Below are 21994 nucleotides of genomic sequence, written 5' to 3'. Positions count from 1 at the left end.
GGAGGCTCGCCTGACATGACGAACCTCGTCTACTTCTCGAGCGTCTCCGGCAACACCCACCGCTTCGTCATGAAGCTGGGCGTGCCGGCCGAGCGCATCCCGCTGTTCCCCTCGGAACAGCCGCTCCACGTCAGCGACCCCTACGTGCTCGTCCTGCCGACCTACGGCGGGGGCGAGGGCCGGGGCGCCGTGCCGAAGCAGGTCATCCGCTTCCTCAACGACGAGGGCAACCGCTCCCTCATCAGGGGCGTCGTGGCCGCGGGCAACACGAACTTCGGTGAGGGGTACTGCTTGGCCGGCGACATCGTCGCCGCCAAGTGCGACGTGCCCCTCCTCTATCGATTCGAGGTCTTCGGGACTCCCGACGACGTCACAGCCGTAAGAACTGGATTGGAAGAATTTTGGACACAGCAGTCGATGACCTCGAAGTGATCGCCGCCCCGGGGCAGGGTCTCAGCTCCGGGATGGACTACCACTCCCTGAACGCGATGCTGAACCTCTACGGTCCGTCCGGCGAGATCCAGTTCGAGAAGGACCGCGAGGCGGCGAAGCAGTACTTCCTGCAGCACGTCAACCAGAACACGGTCTTCTTCCACAACCTGCGCGAGCGCCTCGACTACCTCGTCGAGAACGAGTACTACGAGCTCGCCACCATCGAGCAGTACGACTTCGCCTTCATCGAGAAGCTGAACGACCTGGCCTACTCGAAGAAGTTCCGCTTCCAGACCTTCCTCGGCGCGTTCAAGTACTACACCTCGTACACGCTCAAGACGTTCGACGGCAAGCGCTACCTCGAGCGCTTCGAAGACCGGGTGGTCATGACGGCCCTCGGCCTCGCCCAGGGCGACGAGCAGCTCGCGATCGACCTGGTGGAGGAGATCATCGGCGGCCGCTTCCAGCCGGCCACCCCGACCTTCCTCAACACGGCGAAGGCCCAGCGCGGCGAGCTCGTCAGCTGCTTCCTGCTGCGCATCGAAGACAACATGGAGTCGATCTCGCGCGGCATCAACTCGTCGCTGCAGCTCTCGAAGCGCGGCGGCGGCGTCGCCCTCTCGCTCTCGAACATCCGTGAGGCCGGCGCCCCGATCAAGCAGATCGAGAACCAGTCGTCGGGCATCATCCCCGTCATGAAGCTCCTCGAAGACAGCTTCAGCTACGCGAACCAGCTCGGTGCCCGTCAGGGCGCGGGGGCCGTGTACCTCAGCGCGCACCACCCCGACATCATGCGGTTCCTCGACACGAAGCGTGAGAACGCCGACGAGAAGATCCGCATCAAGACGCTGTCCCTCGGCGTCGTCGTGCCCGACATCACGTTCGAGCTCGCCAAGAACAACGAGGACATGTACCTCTTCTCGCCGTACGACGTCGAGAAGATCTACGGCGTCCCCTTCGGCGACGTCCCGATCAGCGAGAAGTACCGCGAGATGGTGGCCGACGGCCGCATCAAGAAGACCAAGATCAAGGCCCGCGACTTCTTCCAGACGATCGCGGAGATCCAGTTCGAGTCGGGCTACCCCTACATCGTCTTCGAGGACACCGTCAACGCGGCGAACCCGATCAAGGGCCGCATCAACATGTCGAACCTGTGCTCGGAGATCCTGCAGGTCAACACCCCGACCACGTTCAACGAGGACCTCTCGTACAACGAGATCGGGAAAGACATCTCCTGCAACCTCGGGTCGATGAACATCGCCCTGGCGATGGACGCCCCCGACTTCGGCAAGACGGTCGAGACGGCCATCCGCGGCCTCAGCGCCGTCAGCGACATGAGCCACATCCAGTCGGTGCGCTCGATCGAGGTCGGCAACGACCAGTCGCACGCCATCGGCCTCGGCCAGATGAACCTCCACGGCTACCTGGCTCGTGAGCGCGTGCACTACGGCAGCGAAGAAGCGATCGACTTCACGAACATCTACTTCTACACGGTGCTGTTCCACGCCCTGCGGGCCTCGAACACCATCGCGATCGAGCGGGGCGTGACCTTCGGCGGCTTCGAGGACAGCAAGTACGCCTCCGGCGAGTTCTTCGACAAGTACACCGAGCAGGCCTGGGTGCCGGCGACCGAGCGCGCCGCGGGTCTGTTCGCCGCCTCCGGCGTCGCGATCCCGACGCAGGCCGACTGGCTCGCCCTCAAGGCCAGCGTCATGGAGCACGGCCTGTACAACCAGAACCTGCAGGCGGTGCCCCCGACCGGCTCGATCTCGTACATCAACCACTCGACGTCGTCGATCCACCCGATCGCGTCGAAGATCGAGATCCGCAAGGAAGGCAAGCTCGGCCGCGTCTACTACCCGGCGCCGTTCATGACGAACGACAACCTGGAGTACTACACCGACGCGTACGAGATCGGCCCCGAGAAGATCATCGACACCTACGCCGCGGCGACGCAGCACGTCGACCAGGGCCTCTCGCTGACCCTGTTCTTCAAGGACACCGCGTCGACCCGTGACATCAACAAGGCGCAGATCTACGCATGGCGCAAGGGCATCAAGACGATCTACTACATCCGTCTGCGCCAGCTCGCGCTCGAGGGCACCGAGGTCGACGGCTGCGTCAGCTGCATGCTCTAGTGCTCGTCGCCGTGCCGCTCCTGCGGCGCGGCACCCGGCGGGGGCCGGTCTCGACGACCGGCCCCCGCCTCCTGAACTGAGAACCACGGCACCACACGACGGAAGAGACGACATGACCATCACCGACAAGATCAACAGCGTCGCCGGCGACCCGGTGCACGCCACCGGCAAGTCGATCCCGCTGATCAAGTCGGTCAGTGCGATCAACTGGAACCGCATCCAGGACGACAAGGACGTCGAGGTCTGGAACCGACTCGTCAACAACTTCTGGCTGCCCGAGAAGATCCCGCTGTCGAACGACGTGCAGTCGTGGAACACCCTCACGCCGGAGGAGCAGCAGCTCACCATGCGCGTGTTCACGGGCCTCACGCTGCTCGACACCATCCAGGGCACCGTCGGCGCGATCAGCCTCATCCCGGACGCGATCACCCCGCACGAGGAGGCCGTCTACACGAACATCGCGTTCATGGAGTCGGTGCACGCCAAGAGCTACTCGTCGATCTTCTCGACCCTCGCGTCGACCCCCGAGATCGACGACGCCTTCCGCTGGTCGGTCGAGAACCCGAACCTGCAGAAGAAGGCACAGATCGTGCTCGACTACTACACGGGCGACGACCCCCTGAAGCGCAAGGTCGCCTCGACGCTGCTCGAGTCGTTCCTGTTCTACAGCGGCTTCTACCTGCCGATGTACTGGTCGTCGCGGGCGAAGCTCACCAACACCGCCGACCTGATCCGTCTCATCATCCGCGACGAGGCCGTGCACGGGTACTACATCGGCTACAAGTTCCAGAAGGGCCTCGAAGGAGCCTCCGAGGAGCGCAAGCAGGAGATCAAGGACTACACCTTCAACCTCCTCTTCGAGCTCTACGAGAACGAGATCCAGTACACGCAGGACCTGTACGACGGCGTCGGCCTGACGGAGGACGTCCGCAAGTTCCTGCACTACAACGCCAACAAGGCGCTGATGAACCTCGGCTACGAGCCGATGTTCCCGAAGGACGCCACCGACGTGAACCCGGCGATCCTGTCGGCCCTCTCGCCGAACGCCGACGAGAACCACGACTTCTTCTCCGGGTCGGGTTCGTCGTACGTCATCGGCAAGGCCGTCAACACGGAAGACGAGGACTGGGACTTCTAGTCGAGAGGGGCCCCAGTCTTTGACCGGGGCCCCTTTCGTGCAACGGTCTTCCGCGCCTTCAATGCCTCAGATTTTGCAGATTCGCTTTGGATCTGTCAGAACCACCGTGCAGGACCTCCTACGCGGTTCATCCACAAGCATGAAAGGAGGAATCCGACGTGACACACCACCGCCCTAAAGGCCCGTCAGGGTCTTGGAAGACCGGACAGCGCGTCCCCGAAGACGGCAACTGGGCCGATCAGTACGGGGACGTGACTCGCTTCGAAGTGGGAAGTACGTTCCCGCCGTGCATCGCACGCAAGGGAGAGTGCGCTTTCAGGCACCTCATCCCGTAGTCAAAGAGGCTGCGCCAACAGCCCAAATGAACACTCACTATAGATGGGCGTCGACTTAGGTCGACGCCCATCTCCGTCATTGCTGAGCGCGTCTCCTGCACGGCGGGATCCCCCTAATCATGCGCCTAATCTCGGCTCGGTGCAAACGGAAAGACCTTCTCAACTTGCTGGTTCTAACCCGCCCGGCCCGGCGAATGCGCCGCCGACCATTCCACTGTTGGGTTGCACTTGGTAAGCCCAATCCATTCGGCTCGAGGGCTATTTGTGAAGAGAAGAGTTGCGTGCAGCGCCCTCTTCGAGAGCCACCGGGGACGGCTCCGCTTAGACATGAGGGGCAAGAGAGATCTCAGGCTGCTCGGGGATCGCACTAAAGCGGCACGCGAGTTGTCTGATTTCCGCTTCTTTCAGGGGGTGGTGGGGCCCGGCTCGGGGGCGGAGGCGGCGGCCGGGGCGGCCTGCTGCTCCTGCAGGGCGGTGCGCACGGCGGCCAGGCCGACCCGCACCTCCTCGAAGCTGGTCGAGAGCGGCGACAGGCCGATGCGCAGCCCGTCGGGGTTGCGGAAGTCGGGCACCACGCCCTGCTCCCAGAGCGTCGCGACCACCTCGCGGAACGCCGCGTGCCGGATCATCACGTGGCTGCCCCGCTGCGACGGGTCGCGGGGGCTCGCGACCTCGACGCCGAGCGGCACGAGCCACGCGTCGACGAGCTCGAGCGCGTACTCGGTGAGCGCGACCGACTTGGCACGGACCGCCTCCACCCCGGCCTCGTCGACCAGGTCGAGCATGTCCTGCATCGCGAGCATCCCGACCACCGGCGGCGTGCCGCTGATGAAGCGTCGGATGCCCGGCGACGCCGTGTACCCGTCGGCCATCGCGAAGACGTCGGCGGCGCCCATCCAGCCCTGGATCGGCTGCTCGAGCTCGGCGACCAGGTCGGCCCGGGCGTAGAGGAACGCGGGCGCCCCCGGCCCGCCGTTGAGGTACTTGTAGGTGCAGCCCACCGCGATGTCCACTCCCCACGCGTCGAGCTGCATCGGCACCACGCCCACCGAGTGGCAGAGGTCGGCGACCAGCAGGGCCCCCGCCTCCCGCACCGCGGTCGCGATCGCCTCGAGGTCGGCGACGAACGCCGACCGGTACGACACGTGGTTGACCAGCACGACCGCCGTGTCGGGGCCCAGCACCGGTGCGAGCAGCTCGGGCGTCACGCCGAGGGCCGGGTCGACCGAGACCCAGCGCACGACGGCGCCGCGCTCGCGCGCGATGCCCTCGACGACGAAGCGGTCGGTCGGGAACTGGTCGTCGTCGATGACGATCTCGTGCCGACCGGGCCGCGCCGCGAGCGCCGCCCGGATCGCCTTGTAGAGCAGCACGGTGGTCGAGTCGCCGACGACCGTCTGCCCGGGCGCCGCGCCGAGCGCCACGGCGCCGATGCGGTCGCCGACCTCGGTGGGCAGCGCCATCCAGCGCTCGTCCCACGAACGGATCAGCCGGATGCCCCAGTCGTGCCGCAGCAGCTGCTCGACGCGCGGCCCCGTCGCGAGCAGGGGCCGCCCCAGCGAGTTGCCGTCGAGGTAGGAGACCACGTCGCCCGCGGGCACGAACCTCGCGACCAGCGCGGCGAGCGGGTCGGCCGCGTCGTGCGGCGCCGCCGGCAGGTCGTCGGCGCCGGCGGGGGAGGCGGGCGAGGCGCCGGGGGCGGGCGAGGTGGGGGAGGCGTCGGTCATCGGGTCTTCTCCAGCAGGGTGTCGGGGGTGAGCACGGAGGCGGTGGCCAGCCACGCGGGAGCGTCGCCGTCGGGGCCCGGCGGCGCGGCCGGGATCCACGACGCCCGGCGCGACCAGTGGCGGCCGTCGCTGCCCGCGTCGAGGGTGTCGTCGCTGCCGAGCGCCCGGAGCAGCTCGTCGAGGCCGAGCCCCGCGCGCTGCAGCGCCCGCAGCTCGCGCTCGTTGACCCCCACGGGCAGGTCGCCGTTGCCGAGGTCGCTGCCGTAGAGCACGTGCCCGCCGGCCGCCCGGAACCTCGTGAGGTTCGTGACGGCGATCTCGTGATCCGCGCCTCCCCGGCCGTGGCCGTGGATGTCGAGCGTGCTGATCCACGTGCCGTCGGCGGCACGGTCGACGAGGTCGTCGGTCAGCACCTCGCTGAAGGGGGTGTGCGCGAAGCGCAGCAGGCCGGCGTCGAGGGCACGGCGCACCTGCCCGAGGCCCTGCACGTGGGCGACCGTGAGCAGCTGCACGTCGTCGGCGGCCTCCGCGATCGCCTCGAGCAGCGCCCGGTCGAGCACCGGCCCGACGTCGCCGTTGAGCGCGACCTTGATCACCGACGCCCCGAGGTCGCGCATCCGTCGCACCTCGCGGTGCGCGTCGACCGTGCTCGTGATCGGCACCGCGGCGGTGGCGGGCGCCCAGCCGGCGCGGCTCGGGTAGCCGCCCGGGGCGCCGAGCAGGCCGCCCGCCACCTGGACCTCGGGCCAGGCGTCGTCCATCCGGCCGTGCTCGGGCCAGAGGGAGGCCTCGTCCGGGTCCCAGCCGAGGTCGAGCACCCGGGCGATGCCGCCCGGCCCGAGCTGCGTCGGGTCGACGAGGCCGAGGTGGACGTGCGAGTCGGTGAAGGGCGAGAGCAGCGTGCCGGGCAGGTGCGGCAGCGCCGCCGAGGTCGCTGGGTCGGGGCTGCCGAAGAGGTGCAGCCCCTCGCGCGTGGCCCGCACGACCGACGGCCCGCGCCAGCGGCCCGACCACACGTGGTCGACCGTGACGAGCAGGGCCTCCGGGGTCATGACCCCACCGTACGGGCAGCGCCCGTGCCGCGGCTCAGCCGAGCAGCACGGCCCGGCTGCACCGCGTCACGTACGGCAGGCGGATGAGGTCGACGCCCCGGGTGTCGGGGTGCGTGTCGAGCAGCGCGCCGACGTCGCGCAGCACCTGCGCGCGGTCGTCGTCCGACAGGGTGATGACGTAGCTGCGCGAGGCGATCATCGCGAGGAACTCGTCGCGCTCCAGCTCGTGCACCCACTCGACGTCGTGCCGCTCGACCTCGCTGAACGGCGCCCCGACGACGGGCGCCTCCGACTGCATGTCGCGCTCGGCGGGCTGGTTCAGCACGCGGCTGAGGGCGGCGAGCCACGGCACCGTCTCGTCGCGGATGTTCCAGAGCAGCCCGAGGGTGCCGCCCGGACGCAGCACGCGGGCGACCTCCGGCACGGCGACCACGGGGTCGACCCAGTGCCAGGCCTGGGCGACGAGCACGGCGTCGACCGAGTCGTCGGCGAGCGGCATGCTCTCGGCGCTGCCCGCGAGCGACCGGGCCCGCGGCACGACGCGCTCGAGGATCTCGCGCATGCCCTCGCTCGGCTCCACGGCGACGACCTCGTCGACCTGCTCGAGCAGCACGCGGGTCAGCTTGCCCGTGCCGGCCCCGAGGTCGACGACGTCGCGGGCGCCGTGCGGCAGCAGCCACTCGACGGCCTCGCGGGGGTAGGAGGGGCGGCCGCGTTCGTAGACGTCGGCGGCCAGGCCGAAGGAGGCGGCGTGCAGCGCGAGCACGTCGGCCGGGTCGGCAGGGGCGGAGGCGGAGGCAGGTAGGTGATGCGTCACCAGGTCACTGTCGCACGACTCAGAACGTCACACGCGAACGTTACGACGAGGGGAGGGGCGAGCATGGTCGTCATGACTCAGACACCTCCGCTGCGCGTCGTCGCCGTGTCGGGAACGCTCAGCACGCCCAGCAAGACCGACGCCCTGGTCGACGCGATCCTCGACGAGCTCGCCCTGGTCATGCCGATCGAGCGGCACGTCATCCGGGTCAGCGAGCTCGGTCCGCTCTTCGCCGGGGCGCTCACCCGCGACCAGCTCGACGCGCGGGTCGAGCGCGAGCTGCGGGCCATCGAGGGGGCCGACCTGCTGATCGCGGCCTCGCCGGTCTACCGCGCCTCCTTCACGGGCCTGTTCAAGCACCTCTTCGACTTCGTCGAGCAGTACGCGCTCGTCGACGTGCCGGTGCTGCTCGCCGCCACGGGCGGCAGCGAGCGCCACGCGCTCATCCTCGAGCACTCGCTGCGGCCGCTCTTCGGCTTCTTCCAGGCGTTGACGCTCCCGCTCGGCGTCTACGCGCACGCCAGCGACTTCACCGACCGGCGCGTGACGGCGCCCCTGCTGCAGGAGCGCATCCGCAACGCCATCGCGCGCGGGCTGCCGCTGATCCGCTCGAGCACCGCCGAGAAGCGCCGCATCGAGGAGTCGCTGAGCGGCGCCGCCCTCGACGCCGACGTCGACCTCCGCACCGCCGAGCTCGACGCGACCGTGCCCACCCGGCTGTACAGCTGACCGCCGAGATATCCTGGTCGGCATGCCCGACACGCCCCCTCGCGACATCGCCGTCGCCCGCTCCGAGATCCGCGACGACGAGGCCAAGCGCATGATCGGCCTGGTCGCCGCCGCCGACCTCACCGAGCGCGCCGGCCGCTGGGTCGCCGACGGGGTCGACGACGACGCGGCCCGGGCCCTCGCGGCCGGGGCGGGCCTCGGCGAGGAGGCGCGGCTGGCGCTCCTGGAGAAGCTCGCGGCCTCGCAGGGCCTCGCCTTCGACACCGTCCGCGCCGCCCGTGCCCACCACGGCGAGGCCGTGATCCGCTCGATGACGGCGGCCAGCGCGGCCGCCGACTCGCTGTCGTTCTCGAACACCTTCAGCGACACCATCGAGGAGTCGGTGCGCGACTCCATCTCCCGGCTCTTCCCGCGCCGCAAGTAGCGCCCCCGTCCGACGATCCCCGGCCGACGCCCCACGGCCGAGGGCCGGCGCCGGGCTCACGCCCCGGCACCGGCCCTCGTCCCCTCCCGGGGTCGGCGGGCTCCCTACGCCGTGCCGACCTCGAGCTCCACGACGGCCCACGACAGGGCGGGCAGCGTGAGACGGGCGACGCCGCCGTCCACGCTGACGCCCTCGAGCGGCACGAGGCCCACGGCGTCCTGCGCCTGCTCGGTGTTGCTCGTGAAGCGGTCCCCGCCCTCGGGCACGGTCAGCAGCTCGGCCCGGGTGACGCGGGCGCCCGAGAAGCCGCGGAGGGCGACCTCGACGTCCGCCGCCTCCTCGAGTCCCCGGTTGGCGAGGAAGAACGCGACGCGCCCCGACTCCTCGTCCCAGGTGGCGCTGACGTCGACGAGGTCGGCGTCGCCGTACTTCGGGGTGTCGATCTTGTCGCTCGTCACCACGGTGCGGAGGATCTCGCCGCGGGCGAGCGCGGCCATGCGGGCGAACGGCCAGAAGATCGTCTGGCGCCAGGCCGGCCCGCCCTGCTCGCTGCGGATGGGGGCGATGACGTTGACGAGCTGCGCCTGGTTGGCGATCTTCACCCGGTCGCCGTGACGCAGCAGCGAGTTGAGGAAGGTGCCGACGACGACCGCGTCGGTGACGTTGTACTGGTCCTCGATGAGGCGCGGGTGCTCGACCCAGCCCTTCGAGACGTTGTGGGGCTGGTCGTCGGTGTCGAGGCCTGTCTGGTACCAGACGTTCCACTCGTCGAACGAGATGTCGACCTGCTTCCGGTGCTTGCCCGCGGCCTTGACGCCGTCGATGGTCGAGACGACCTCCTCGATGAAGGCGTCCATGTCGACGGCCGTGGCGAGGAAGCTCGTCGCGTCGCCGTCGTGCTCCTGGTAGTACGCGTGCATCGAGACGTAGTCGACCTCGTCGTACGCGTGGGTGAGCACCTCGTGCTCCCACGAGCCGAAGGTGGGCATGTTCCGGCCCGAGCTGCCGACGGCGACGAGCTCGATGGTCGGGTCGACGAACTTCATCGCCTTGGCGGCCTCCTGGGCGAGGCGGCCGTACTCGCCAGCGGTCTTGTGGCCGATCTGCCACGGGCCGTCGAGCTCGTTGCCGAGGCACCAGAGCTTGATGTCGAACGGGTCCTTCGCCCCGTTGGCGATGCGGCGGTCGCTGAGGGCCGTGCCGCCGGGGTGGTTGGCGTACTCGACGAGCTCCCGGGCCGCGTCGACGCCGCGGGTGCCGAGGTTGACGGCCTCCATGACCTCGGTGCCGGCCAGCGCGCTCCACTCGACGAACTCGTGCAGGCCGAAGGCGTTGGTCTCGACCGTGTGCCACGCGCCGTCGAGGCGGCGCGGGCGCTGGTCGACCGGTCCGACGCCGTCTTCCCAGTTGTAGCCCGACACGAAGTTGCCGCCGGGGTAGCGGATGACGGTGGCGCCGAGCTCCTTCGTCAGCTCGAGCACGTCGTGGCGGAAGCCCTTCTCGTCGGCGGTCTCGTGGCCGGGCTCGTAGATGCCGGTGTAGACGCACCGGCCCATGTGCTCGACGAACGAGCCGAACAGGCGGCGGGGCACGGGGCCGACGACGAACTCGCGGTCGACGGTGATGCGGGCGGTGCTCATGCGGTTATCTCCTGGTGATGGGGGACGGCGATCTGGCGGGGGGACGGTCGGAGGGGGAGCGGGGGAGGCGCGGGGCCGGTCGAGCGGGGAGTCACTGCCCGCCGAACCCGGTGGTCGAGATGCCCTTGATGATCTGGCGCTGGAAGAAGAGGAACACGAGGATCAGCGGCAGGGCCGCGAGGATCGCCGCGGCCATGTTCTGGGCGTACTGGATGCCGTAGGCGCTCTTGATGGTCTGGAGGCCGACGGGGAGGGTGAGCAGCGACGCGTCGTTGGTCACGATGAACGGCCAGAGGAAGTTGTTCCACGCGCCGATGAACACGAAGATCGAGACCGCGCCGAGGATGGGCCGCGAGAGCGGCAGCAGGATGGTGAAGAAGACCCTGATGCGCCCGGCGCCGTCGACGCGGGCGGCGTCCTCCAGCTCGATCGGCACCTGGTCGAAGAACTTCTTCAGCACGAACACCATGGCGGGCGCGATCGCCTGCGGCAGGATGATGCCCCAGTACGTGTCGACCATGTTGAACGCGAGCATCTGGTAGAAGAGCGGCACGATCAGCACCTGCGGCGGCACGATGATCGAGGCGATCGTCGCGACGTACAGCCACTTCTTGCCCCGGAAGTCGAGGCGCGAGAACGCGTAGGCCACGAGCGCCGACGTCGCGACGACGATGAGCGTGATGACGATCGACGTGAACAGGCTGTTGAAGAGCCAGGTCGGGATGTTGCCCTGGTCGAGGATCGCCCGGTACGCGTCGAGGGTGAAGCCGCCGGCCGGCAGCCAGGTCTGCGGCGTCGCCGCGGCGTCGGCCTCGCTCTTGAACGAGGTGGCGAGCGACCAGAGGAAGGGGATGAGCCACAGCGCGGCCATCACCACGAGGATGACGATGCTGACGACGCTCATCACGCCGAAGCGCGACTGGCCGGGCTTGTGCGGGGCACGCTCGCGGCCGCGGCGGGCGGTCGGGGCGCGGAGGTCGTCGGTGGGGGCGAGGGCCGGTGCGGTCACTTCTGGGCTCCCTTGCGGTTGCGGGCCGTGGCCGCGAACTGCGCGATCGAGATCACGACGATGACGGCGAAGAAGATGTACGAGATGGCGCTGGAGTAGCCGAAGCGGTAGCCGGTGAAGCCGGTCTCGAAGATGTACTGCACGGTCGAGCGGGTCGTGCCGGCCGGGCCGCCGTTCGTCATCTGGTAGATCTGGTCGAAGACCTTGAGCGACGCGAGCACCTGGAGGATGACGATCAGGCCGGTGGTGGGGCCGAGCTGGGGGATCGTGATCGACACCAGCGAGCGCCAGCGGCCCGCACCGTCGAGCGACGCCGCCTCGTACTGCTGGTCGGGGATGTTCTGCAGCGCCGCGAGGTAGAGCAGGAAGTTGAACCCGACCGTCCACCAGACGGTGGTGGCGACGACGGCGATCATCGCCGTGTCGGGGTCCTGCAGCCAGGCGGGCTGCGGCAGCCCGACCGTCGCCAGCGCCGAGTTGATCGGGCCGAGCGTCGGGCTGTAGAGCTGGATCCAGAACAGCGACACGACGGTCGACGCCAGCAGGTAGGGCAGGAAGAAGCTCAGGCGCCAGAGCCACTGGCCCGGCAGGCCGGTGTTGACGAGCAGGGCCAGCACGAGCGCGATCACCACGAGCGGGATCGTGCTGAGCACGGTGAACCACAGCGTGTTGAGCATCGAGCGCCACATCGCGGCGTCGGCGAAGGCCTCGGCGTAGTTGGCGAAGCCGATCAGCTCGCCGCCCTGGCCGGTGAGGCTCTGGCCCGTGAGGCTCAGCCAGAACCCGTGCACGAGCGGCCAGACGAGGAAGAGCGCGAAGAGGATCGTGAACGGGGCGGCGAAGCCCCAGCCGATCCCGGTGTCTCTCGGCCCGCCGGAGCGGGTGCGCACCCGGGTGCGGGTGCGGGCGGGCGAGGCCGCGCGGTCGGCGCTGGCCGCCGGGGCGGTCACCGTGGTGGTCGTCACAGATCGACTCCTTCGTCGTCGTGCAGGGAGGTGGGGCGGGAGGGGCGGAGCACGGGGAGGCGCGGGCCGGCTCAGACGGGGGCCGGTCGCGACAGCTGCGTCTCCACCCGGGCGACGAAGGCGCGCATGCCCGCGGCCGCGTCGTCCTTCGCGAGGATCACGGACTGGATGCTGTCGAGGAAGTACGTCTGGAAGTCCGACCCGGAGCCCGAGAACCAGGCCGGCGGGTCGTAGTTGAGGTACTGGGCGGCCTCGGCGTAGTGGGACTGCGGCACGAGCGCGGCGTACTCGGGGCTGTCGACGACCGGGCCGTAGGCGGGGATGTGACCCGCCTCGGCCCACGAGATGCTGTCCTTCAGGATGGTGGAGACCATCCTGTAGACGTCCTCCCGCTTCGCGTCGTCGACCTGGCTCTGCCGCGGCAGCACGAAGGCGTGCGAGTCGGCGTAGACGGCCGGCGTGCCGAAGAGGGTCGGGATGATGCTCGCGTCGTAGGGGATCCCGGCCGCCTCGGCGCTCGGCACCTCCCACACGCCGGTGAAGAGCATCCCGCTCTCGCCGCTGACGAACTCGGCGATGCCGGACTGGATGTCGCTCGCGGTGGCCATCGCGGTGCCGTCGGTCAGCGTCTGCATGAACTCGAGGGCCGTGACCGCGGCGGCCTCGTCGTACTCGACGGTGCCGCCCTCGCGGAGCACCATGTCGGCGCCCTGCTGCTTGTAGAACGTGTAGAACATGCGCCAGAGCTGGGCGCCGTCGTTGAGGTACCCCCACGAGGCGCCGTGCTTGCCGGTGACCGCCTGCATGGCGGCCGCGACCTCGAGGAACTGCTCGGGGCTGCTGATGTCGACGAGGCGGCCGTCGGGCCCGAGGGCCCCGGCCTGCTGGGCGATGTCGGTGTTGTACAGCAGGATGAACGGGTGCGAGTCGAGGGCGACCGAGTACAGCTGGTCGCCGTTGAACCCGGCCTTCCAGACCGCGGGGGCGAAGTCCTGCTCGCGCAGGCCGTACGAGGCGAGCTTCTCGATGTCCCACGGGTCGAGCAGCCCGCCGGGCGCGTAGCCCGGCACGCGCGACGCGTGCATGATCGCGACGTCGGGCGCCCGGCCGCCGGCCGAGGCCATGGCGAGCTTCGTGTAGTACGGCGTGCCCCAGGCGAGCACGGTCTGCGTCGCGTGGAACTCGGGGTTCTGCTCGTTGGCCTGGTCGACGAGGGCCGACATCTTGATGCCGTCGCCCCCGCTCAGCAGATGCCAGAACTTCAGCTGCTCGACGGCCGCTCCGGAGGCGGTGGTCGCGCCGGGCGCACAGCCCGCCAGGCTGCCCACCGCCAGCACGCTCATGATGCCAGCGCCGCCGAGGAGGAGGCTGCGGCGGGAGAGGCCGGCCAGGCCGGTGCGGGCGGGGCCGCCGGGGCGGGGCGGGCCGGACAGGGGCTCAGGGGGTGTCATCGGTGGTCACTCCTTCGTGATGCGTCGACTGCGGACAGCATTACATCGTTGTAACGCGAACGCAAGCGTCGATCCGGAGGCGACCGGCGCCTCCCCGGGGCCGCCCGCCGACGACGGAGGGGCCGCCCGCGACGATGCGCGAGCGGCCCCTCCGGCAGAGCGGTGCGACCTACGGCGTGGGCATGCCGCCGTCGACGTGCAGGGTCTCGCCGACGACGTAGCTCGACTCGCCCGACGCCAGGAAGACGTAGGCGGGCGCGAGCTCGGCGGGCTGGCCCCAGCGGCCGAGGGCGGTCTGGCTGCCGACGTCGGGCAGCGCGTCCGACGGCTGTCCGCCGGCGGGCTGGAGGGGGGTCCAGATCGGGCCGGGGGCGACCGCGTTGACGCGGATGCCCTTCGGCGCGAGCTGCATGGCGAGGCCCTTGGAGAAGGTGTTGATCGCGGCCTTGGTCGACGCGTAGTCGACGAGCATCGGGGCCGGCTGGTACGCCTGGATCGACGTCGTGTTGATGATCGTCGAGCCGGGCACGAGGTGGGGGAGCGCGGCCTTGGTGATCCAGAACATCGCGTAGACGTTGGTCTTGTAGGTCTCGTCGAAGTTCTCGTCGTCGAGCTCGAGGAAGTCCTCGACGTGCTGCTGCTTGCCCGCGTTGTTGACGAGGATGTCGAGGCCGCCGAGCTCGCTGACGGCCTTCTCGACGAGCTGCGTGCAGAACTCGCGGTCGGTGATGTCGCCGGGCAGGGCGACGGCCTTGCGGCCGGCGGCCTCGACGAGGGCGACGATCTTCTGCGCGTCCTCCTCCTCCTCGGCGAGGTAGCTGATGGCGACGTCGGCGCCCTCGCGGGCGTAGGCGATGGCGACGGCCGCGCCGATGCCCGAGTCGCCTCCCGTGATGAGCGCCTTGCGGCCCTCGAGGCGGCCCGAGCCGCGGTAGGTCTCCTCGCCGTGGTCGGCGGGCGACGAGAGCTCCTCGTCGGTGCCGGCGCCCTCGAGGTACTGGGCCTTCGGGGTGATGTCGGCGAACTTCTGGGTGGGGTCTTCGAATGCGTACTGGTCAGCAGACATGGCGGCGCCTCTCGGTCTCGTGCACGGAAGTGCGACGGTAGGCCGACCCGCGACTCCTCGTGACCGCTTGACAGCGGACGGGCAGCCGCCATCCAGAAAGCGAAGCGGGGCGACGGCGGGCGGCGGGCGTCGTCAGCGAGGTGCCCGGCGGGCCGTGCTCGCGCGGGGCACCACCTCGTGCGGGATCACCGCGAGCTCGGGCGCCCGCTCGCGGTCGGCGATGCGCGCGGCGAGCAGCTCGAGGGTGCGCTCGGCGAAGAGGCGCTTGTCGAGGCGGACGGTGGTCAGCGGCGGGCGGGTGAACCGGCCGTCGGCGATGTCGTCGAAGCCGGCGACCGAGACGTCGTCGGGCACCCGCAGGCCGGCGCTCCAGAGGGCGTGGACGGCGCCGATGGCGAGCGAGTCGGTGAAGCAGAAGAGGGCGTCGGGGGCCTCGCGGCGGGCCAGGGCGTCGGCGACCGTGGCGGCGCCGGCCTCCGGCTCCCAGGCGCGGCAGGCCCAGCGCAGGTCGTCGCCGACCGGCAGCCCCGCTGCCTCCATCGCCTGCGACCAGCCGAGCGTGCGCGCCCGGGCCGTGGCGGAGTCGAAGCCGTCGCCGGGGCAGCCGAGCACGGCGATCCGCCGGTGGCCGAGGGCGATCAGGTGCTCGGTCATGTCGCGGGCGGCCGTGACGCTGTCGACGCGCACCTGGTCGACGAGGTGCTGCTCGACCTCGCCGATCACGACGACCGGCGGGAGGTCCTCCGCGCCGACGATGGCGCTCTCGCCGAGGCTGACCGGGTTGAGCACGAGGCCGTCGACGAGGTGCTCGCGGCCGCGCAGCAGCAGCTCGCGCTCGCGCTCGGGCCGCACGCCGGTCTGCTCGAGCTGCACCGACCAGCCGCGCTCGTGGGCGACCTCGACGAACCAGTGCGACATCTCGGCGCTGTACGGGGTCGTCAGGTCGGGGAAGGCCAGGGCGATCGCGCCGGTGCGGCCGTTGCGCAGCCCGCGGGCGCTGAGGTTCGGCACGTAGTCGAGCTGCGCGAGGGCCGCCTCGACCCGGGCACGGGTGTCGGGGGCGACCCGGACGACGCCGTTGATGACGTTCGAGACGGTCTTCGGCGAGACGCCCGCGAGGGCGGCCACGTCCTTCACCGTCGCGCGCATCTGCCCAGGCTAGTGCGGGGGCCGCGCGCGCCCCCGCCCGGGGCCCGGGCGGGGGCGGTCAGGCCGAGGCGAGCACCTTAACGATGCGCTGCAGCGAGACGCTCTCGCTCGGCCGGAGGTCCTGCGCGAAGAGGCTGACACGGAACTCCTCGAGCAGCCACCGGGCGCGGACGAGTGCCGGAGGCGCGGTGGCGGCGGGCGGGAAGGTGCCGCCCGCGGCCTCGTACCGCTCCGTCGCCTGCTGCACCTCGGTGAGCCAGGCCCGGTCGCGCGCCGGCGCCTCGAGCAGCTTCGCCGTGCGGCGCGTGACGCCGACGAGGTAGACGGGCACGCGCTGCAGCTGCTGCAGCCCGGTCGCGGAGACGAAGCCCGGGTAGATCAGCCGCTCGCGCTGCTGCCGCATGTCGGTGAGGGCGGCCAGCAGCGACATGTTCGTCGCCGCCTTCATCGCCTTGTCGGCGTCGCGCGCCGCCGTGAGGGTGCGGGCCACGAGCGACACGGTCTGGAACATCGAGTCCATGACGGCGGCCGAGACCCGGTCGCGCACGGTGAGGAACTCCTTCTTCGTGTACAGCTGGCCGTCCGGCTTGACCCGGTGCAGCACGTCGTCGACGACGGCCACGAGGCAGTCCGCGAAGAGCGCGGCGGTGTTCTGGTACGGGCTCGTGGCGAGGATGAGCTTCTCGGGCGCCGTCAGGTGCTGCTGCACGTAGGCCACCGGGCTCGGCACGGCGAGCATGAGCAGCCGGCGGACACCGCGGGGCGTCTCGAGCGCCTGGTCGGCAGGGGTCGCCATCAGGCGGATCGCCACCGAGGTGCCCTCGTCGACCAGCGCCGGGTACGCGCGGATGACGGTGTCGCCGTGCTTCGTGTCGACGACGGTCGGCAGCTCGTCGAAGTCCCAGCTGGTGATGCCGGAGCGCTCGATGGCGTTCGCCGCGGGGGCGCCCGAGGCGACCGCCTGCGGGCCGCCGCGGCCGCGTCGGGAGCGACCCGCGCCTCCTTCGCCCTGGCCCTGGGTGACGCGGGCGACGCTCTCGCGCATGTCGTCGCTGAGGCGCTCCTGGAGCACGTCGAGCCGCTTGTCGACGCCGACCGTGCGGCCGCGCTCGTCGACGACGGCGTAGCTGACCCGGAGGTGCGCGGGCACGCGCTCGAGGTCGAAGTCGTCGACGGCCACGGGCGTGTAGGTGAGCGTGCGGATGACGGTGGCGACGGTCGCGGTGAACGGCTCGTCGACGTCGGCCGGCGGCTCGGCGGGCAGCTCGGCGGTGATCTTCGACGCCCAGTCGGCGGCGGGCACGACGTTCTTGCGGATCTGCTTCGGCAGCGACTTGATCAGCGCCGTGACCAGCTCGTCGCGGAGCCCCGGCACCTGCCAGTCGAAGCCGACCGGGCGGAGGCGCGCCAGCAGCGGCAGGGGGACGACCACCGTGACGCCGTCGTCGTCGGCCCCCGGCTCGAACTTGTAGCGCAGGGTCAGCGTCTGGTCGCCCTGCCGCCACGTGCTCGGGAAGCCCGCCTCGTCGACGTCGGGCTCGTCGTCGCCGAGCAGGTCGGCGGCGGTCATGGTGAGGAGGTCGGGGGTCTGCTGCTTCGCCGTGCGCCACCAGCCCTCGAAGTCGCGGGTGCTCGTGACGTCGGCGGGGATGCGCCGCTGGAAGAACTCGAACGCGGCGTCGCCGTCCACGAGGATGTCGCGGCGGCGGGTGCGCTCCTCGACCTCGGTCAGCTCGCGGATCAGCTGCTGGTTCTTCGCCTCGAACGCCTGACGGCTCTCCCAGTCGCCCTCGACCAGCGCGTGCCGGATGAACAGCTCGCGGGCATAGCCCGGGTCGATGCGCGAGAACTGGATGCGGCGGCGGGGCACGATCGGCACGCCGTAGAGCGTCACGCGCTCGTAGGCGACGACGGCGCCCTGCTTCTTCTCCCAGTGCGGCTCGCCGTAGCTCTTCTTCACGAGGTCGGGCGCGAGCGGCTCGGCCCAGGCCGGGTCGATGACCCCCGCGACGCGGGCGAACAGCCGGCTCGTCTCGACGAGCTCGGCGCTCATGATCGCGACCGGCGGCTTCTTCGCGAGCGAGCTGCCGGGGAAGAGCACGAAGCGCGTCTGGCGGGCGCCGACGTAGTCCTTCTTCTGCGGGTCGAACAGGCCGATCTGGCTGAGCAGCCCCGCGAGCAGGCTGCGGTGCACCCCGTCGGGGTTCGCGCTGCGCTCGCCGACGTGCAGGCCGAGCGGCCGGGCGGCGCGGGAGAGCTGGCGGAAGACGTCCTGCCACTCGCGCACGCGGAGGTAGTTGAGGAACTCGTCGCGGCAGAGGCGCTTGAACGCGTTGCCGCTGAGCTCCTTCTGCTTGTCCTCCAAGTAGTCGAAGAGGTTGAGCAGGGTGAGGAAGTCGCCCTTGGGGTCGCGGAAGCGCGAGTGCTTCTCGTCGGCCTGCGCGCGGCGCTCGAGGGGGCGCTCGCGGGGGTCCTGGATGCTGAGGGCCGCGACGATCGCGATGACCTCGCGCGTGGTGCCCTGCGTCTTCGACTCGACCACCATGCGGGCGAGGCGGGGGTCGATCGGCAGGCGGGTCAGCTGCTTGCCGACGCGCGTGATCTGACCGCCCTGCGTGACGGCGCCGAGCTCGCGGAGGAGGTCGAGGCCGTCCTTGATGCCCCGGGAGTCCGGCGGCTGCAGGAAGGGGAAGGCCGCGATGTCGCCGAGCCCGAGCGAGATCATCTGCAGGATGACGGCGGCGAGGTTCGTGCGGAGGATCTCGGGCTCGGTGAACTCGGGCCGCTTCTCGAAGTCGGTCTCGCTGTAGAGACGGATCGCGATGCCGCTGCTCGTGCGCCCGGAGCGCCCGGAGCGCTGGTTCGCGCTCGCCTGCGAGATGGCCTCGATGGGGAGGCGCTGCACCTTGGCGCGCGTGGAGTAGCGGCTGATGCGGGCGGTGCCGGCGTCGACGACGTACTTGATGCCGGGCACGGTGAGGCTGGTCTCGGCGACGTTCGTCGCGAGGACGATGCGGCGTCTCGTGCCGGCGGTGGTGCTGGGCTGGAAGACGCGGTGCTGGTCGGCGGCGCTGAGCCGGCCGTAGAGGGGGAGCACCTCGGTGTGCGGGAGGTTCCGGCCCCGGATGGCGTCCTCCGCGTCGCGGATCTCGTTCTCGCCGCTGAGGAAGACGAGCACGTCGCCGCTCGACTCGCGGGCGAGCTCGTCGAGGGCCTCGTTGATGCCCTGGAGGTAGTCCTTGTCGTCCGCCCTCGCGGGCGCGGGGGCGTTCTTCTGTGGGGAGCGTGCGGGCGCGGCGGCGCGGCGCGGCGGGGCCTCGTCGAGCTCGTCGAGGTCGTCGTCGTCATCGCCGCGCGTGCTGGCCGCGTCGTCGGCGACGAGCGGCCGGTAGCGGATCTCGACGGGGTAGGTGCGGCCGGAGACCTCGACGATGGGGGCGCCGTCGAAGTGCGCCGAGAACGACTCGGGGTCGATGGTGGCGCTGGTGATGATCAGCTTGAGGTCGGGGCGGCGGGGCAGCAGCTGCTTGAGGTAGCCGAGCAGGAAGTCGATGGTGAGGCTGCGCTCGTGCGCCTCGTCGATGATGATCGTGTCGTAGCGCTTCAGGTCACGGTCGAAGTGGATCTCGTTGAGCAGGATCCCGTCCGTCATCAGCTTGATCTTCGTGTCGCTCGACACCTTGTCGGTGAAGCGCACCTGGTAGCCGACGAGCCCGCCGACCTCCTGGCCGAGCTCCTCGGCGATGCGCTCGCTGATGGTGCGGGCGGCGATGCGTCGGGGCTGCGTGTGGCCGATGCTGGTGCGGCCGAGCTCGAGGCAGATCTTGGGCAGCTGCGTGGTCTTGCCGGAGCCGGTCGAGCCGGCGACGATCACGACCTGGTGGTCGCGGATCGCGGCGGCGATGTCGTCGCGCCGCTGGCTGACGGGCAGCTCGGCGGGGTAGGAGATCGTGAGCGGAGGCAGGGGAGCGGCAGACATGAGCCCCCCATGGTAAGCCGCGGGGGCTGTGGACGGGGGCTCGCGGCCAGCCCTCCCCAGGTCGTTCGCCGTGGGCGTCCTCCCCGGGCCGGTCGAGGGGCAGGAGTCGCGGGTCGGCCGCCGCGGCACGCTCGCCCCATGAACGTCACCGGTCTCGCCTCTGCTCCCCTCGTCATCGCCACGGACCCCGTGGGCGTCTACCTGCTCGACCTGCTCGCCGAGGGAGGGGGCGGCGGCGGGGCGGTCTCGCGGGAGGCGCTGGTCACCGGGGCCCTGGACCGTCTCGACACGACGGAGGAGGCGGTGACGTCGCGGCTGGCCTCGATGGTCGACGCGGGGTTCGCGATGCGGGTCGAGGGGGGCGGAGCCGAGCCGGCGTGGCGGGGCTGCACGCACGACGAGCTGGCGGCGGCCTTCGACAGCGTGGTCGACGTGCTGCGGGCCCTCGACGAGGCCGGCGACTCGGAGCAGGCGACCGACGCGGTCGCCGCGATCGACGCGGCCTGGGCGACGCGCAGCACCGCGGAGGCACGTCGGGCCGTGGCCGAGGCCTTCCGGCTCTCGCCTGCCGGGCGGCGGCACGCCCGCCGTGTCGCCGAGGGGACGCTGGGCCTGCCCTTCGGTCACCCGCGCCCCGAGGGGGTGTGACGTGAGCGAGGCTGCGATGGGTCGCGCCGTCGGCCGTGACGCCGGCCGCGACGTCGCCTGCGCGGCGGCCGGGGCGGCCGCGGCGGCCGGGGCGGCCGGGGCGGCCGGGGCGGCCGACGAGCGGCTGCGCCCGGAGTCGGTCGCCGAGAACGTCGATCCACTCTGGAGTGGAGGAGCGGGGGCGGCGGCGGCCGGCCGTGCGGACGCGGAGGTGGCTCGGGTGAGCACGGCGGAGTCGGTCGCCGAGAACGTCGATCCACTCTGGAGTGGAGCAGCGGAGGACATGGGTCTGGGCGTTGACGAGGGGCCTGAGGGTGCTGCTCCACTCTGGAGTGGAGCAGCCGAGGACGTGGGTCCTGGCACCGACGAGGGGCCGGAGCAGGTTCCTCCCCTCGGGAGTGAGGCAGCGGGGTCTGACCCGCAGCGTGAGTCGGGGGTTCGTCTTCCACTCTGGAGTGGAGGTGCGACGGGAGCATCCCCCGCGGAGCCCACTACGCCCGAGGGGGCTGCTCCACTCTGGAGTGGAGGAGCGGGGGAGGAGGGAGCGCGGTCGTGGGGGCAGCCGGAGGGGGCTGCTCCACTCTGGAGTGGATCGGCTTTTCTGGCGGGCGACTTCTCCTCGGGGCACGACGGGCTCCCGACGGAGGCGGCGGCGGGGGAGCTCGGCGCCGAGCAGGAGCGGGGCCGGGGCCGGGGCCGGGGCCGCGGGCGGGAGCAGGCGCAGCGGGCTCCGAGCTGGCGGCGCTCGCGGACTCCGTTCGAGGTGCTGGCCGACCCGGTCGAGGTGTGGATCATCGAGCAGCTCTGCGTCGGCGAGCACAGCTCCGGCGACCTCGCCTCGCTCGCTCACGAAGCCCTCGGCATCGGGTGGTCGGCCGTCTCGCGGCACCTCGTCACCCTGCGCCGCGCCGGCTTCACCGACGTCGTCGTCGACGGCCCGACCCGCTGGCACGCCCTGCGCCCCGACTGGCTCGACCGCGTCGACGCCGCGCTCTCGGGGCTGCGGGGCGTGTGGGACGAGCACCAGCCGCTCCGCGAGCTCGGCTTCACCGCGTCGCTCCCTCCCACGGCGTTCACCACCGACGTCGGAGCCCGCCACGGCGCACCTCTGCTCGACGACGTGCACCACCGCCCCGCTCGTCTGCGTCAGGGACGCGGTGCCCGCGACCTCGCCCGGCGGGGCGTCGGCCGGAGCGAGTGGGCCGAGGAGACGGACGGCGGTGCCGGCCTCACCTGACGAGGCCGGCGAGCCTCACCTGAGGCACCTCGCCGGCCACCTGACACTCGCCCCTGCG

17 protein-coding genes are annotated in these 21994 nt (G+C 71.0%); 7 read left to right on the top strand and 10 right to left on the bottom strand.

Annotated elements, in window-relative coordinates:
* The first annotated feature begins 15 nt into the window (after positions 1–15).
* From nrdI to nrdF, 3 genes are all read left to right on the top strand, one after another.
* Entirely contained in the window at positions 16–432 is a 417-nt protein-coding gene (gene nrdI / locus IFT72_RS08920; RefSeq protein WP_056056798.1) for a class Ib ribonucleoside-diphosphate reductase assembly flavoprotein NrdI, read from the top strand.
* Between the two features lie 32 nt (positions 433–464).
* Positions 465–2570 carry a class 1b ribonucleoside-diphosphate reductase subunit alpha gene (gene nrdE, locus IFT72_RS08915; protein WP_056058956.1) on the top strand — a complete coding sequence of 702 codons (2106 nt, stop codon included), beginning with the start codon at positions 465–467 and terminating at the stop codon, positions 2568–2570.
* 112 nt (positions 2571–2682) lie between these two features.
* Positions 2683–3708, top strand: a complete 1026-nt coding sequence (nrdF, locus tag IFT72_RS08910; protein WP_056056795.1) for a class 1b ribonucleoside-diphosphate reductase subunit beta — start codon at positions 2683–2685, stop codon at positions 3706–3708.
* 739 nt (positions 3709–4447) lie between these two features.
* Here the strand turns inward: nrdF and IFT72_RS08905 are convergent.
* From IFT72_RS08905 to IFT72_RS08895, 3 genes are read right to left on the bottom strand one after another with little or no spacing between them, the layout of a single operon-like run.
* Positions 4448–5770 carry a kynureninase gene (locus tag IFT72_RS08905; RefSeq protein ID WP_192046182.1) on the bottom strand — a complete coding sequence of 441 codons (1323 nt, stop codon included), beginning with the start codon at positions 5768–5770 and terminating at the stop codon, positions 4448–4450.
* On the bottom strand, positions 5767–6822 hold the full coding sequence (locus IFT72_RS08900; RefSeq protein WP_192046181.1) for an amidohydrolase: 1056 nt from the start codon (positions 6820–6822) through the stop codon (positions 5767–5769). The genes IFT72_RS08905 and IFT72_RS08900 overlap by 4 nt, the downstream gene beginning before the upstream one ends.
* Before the next feature lie 34 nt (positions 6823–6856).
* Complete coding sequence (locus IFT72_RS08895; protein ID WP_371741225.1) at positions 6857–7639, bottom strand: class I SAM-dependent methyltransferase; 783 nt, start codon at positions 7637–7639, stop codon at positions 6857–6859.
* A gap of 72 nt (positions 7640–7711) precedes the next feature.
* Between IFT72_RS08895 and msuE the strand changes: the two genes are divergently transcribed.
* Positions 7712–8368, top strand: coding sequence for an FMN reductase (gene msuE / locus IFT72_RS08890; protein ID WP_197981322.1), 657 nt, complete (start codon positions 7712–7714; stop codon positions 8366–8368).
* Positions 8369–8390: 22 nt separating this feature from the next.
* Positions 8391–8792 (top strand): hypothetical protein, encoded by a 402-nt coding sequence (locus IFT72_RS08885; RefSeq protein WP_192046180.1) that lies wholly within the window; start codon positions 8391–8393, stop codon positions 8790–8792.
* A gap of 104 nt (positions 8793–8896) precedes the next feature.
* Here IFT72_RS08885 and IFT72_RS08880 read toward each other — a convergent pair whose 3' ends face one another.
* The 7 genes from IFT72_RS08880 to hrpA all read right to left on the bottom strand — a co-directional run bounded on the left by IFT72_RS08880 (position 8897) and on the right by hrpA (position 20051).
* On the bottom strand, positions 8897–10432 hold the full coding sequence (locus IFT72_RS08880) for an alpha-N-arabinofuranosidase (protein ID WP_192046179.1): 1536 nt from the start codon (positions 10430–10432) through the stop codon (positions 8897–8899).
* A gap of 91 nt (positions 10433–10523) precedes the next feature.
* Complete coding sequence (locus tag IFT72_RS08875; RefSeq protein WP_255465501.1) at positions 10524–11441, bottom strand: carbohydrate ABC transporter permease; 918 nt, start codon at positions 11439–11441, stop codon at positions 10524–10526.
* The gene (locus tag IFT72_RS08870) at positions 11438–12406 is read right to left on the bottom strand and encodes a carbohydrate ABC transporter permease (RefSeq protein WP_371741224.1); all 969 of its coding nucleotides are present in this window, start codon (positions 12404–12406) and stop codon (positions 11438–11440) included. The genes IFT72_RS08875 and IFT72_RS08870 overlap by 4 nt, the downstream gene beginning before the upstream one ends.
* Positions 12407–12477: 71 nt before the next feature.
* Positions 12478–13857 (bottom strand): extracellular solute-binding protein, encoded by a 1380-nt coding sequence (locus tag IFT72_RS08865; RefSeq protein WP_192046178.1) that lies wholly within the window; start codon positions 13855–13857, stop codon positions 12478–12480.
* A 169-nt stretch (positions 13858–14026) separates the two neighbouring features.
* Positions 14027–14923: a glucose 1-dehydrogenase gene (locus IFT72_RS08860; RefSeq protein WP_056056776.1), complete on the bottom strand. Its 897-nt coding sequence runs from the start codon at positions 14921–14923 to the stop codon at positions 14027–14029.
* 132 nt (positions 14924–15055) lie between these two features.
* Positions 15056–16072 (bottom strand): LacI family DNA-binding transcriptional regulator, encoded by a 1017-nt coding sequence (locus tag IFT72_RS08855; RefSeq protein ID WP_192046177.1) that lies wholly within the window; start codon positions 16070–16072, stop codon positions 15056–15058.
* A 58-nt stretch (positions 16073–16130) separates the two neighbouring features.
* Entirely contained in the window at positions 16131–20051 is a 3921-nt protein-coding gene (gene hrpA, locus IFT72_RS08850) for an ATP-dependent RNA helicase HrpA (protein ID WP_192046176.1), read from the bottom strand.
* A 138-nt stretch (positions 20052–20189) separates the two neighbouring features.
* On the opposite strand from hrpA, the gene IFT72_RS08845 reads away from it, so the two are divergent.
* Both IFT72_RS08845 and IFT72_RS08840 read left to right on the top strand, forming a co-directional pair.
* Positions 20190–20699, top strand: coding sequence for a hypothetical protein (locus IFT72_RS08845; protein ID WP_192046175.1), 510 nt, complete (start codon positions 20190–20192; stop codon positions 20697–20699).
* A gap of 763 nt (positions 20700–21462) precedes the next feature.
* Complete coding sequence (locus IFT72_RS08840) at positions 21463–21936, top strand: helix-turn-helix transcriptional regulator (RefSeq protein WP_192046174.1); 474 nt, start codon at positions 21463–21465, stop codon at positions 21934–21936.
* The last annotated feature ends 58 nt before the right edge of the window (positions 21937–21994 follow it).

Origin of the sequence: Frigoribacterium sp. CFBP 8754 (genome assembly GCF_014841815.1) — a bacterium.
Taxonomy (GTDB): domain Bacteria; phylum Actinomycetota; class Actinomycetes; order Actinomycetales; family Microbacteriaceae; genus Frigoribacterium; species Frigoribacterium endophyticum.
This window is presented reverse-complemented; position numbering and strand designations above follow the sequence as displayed.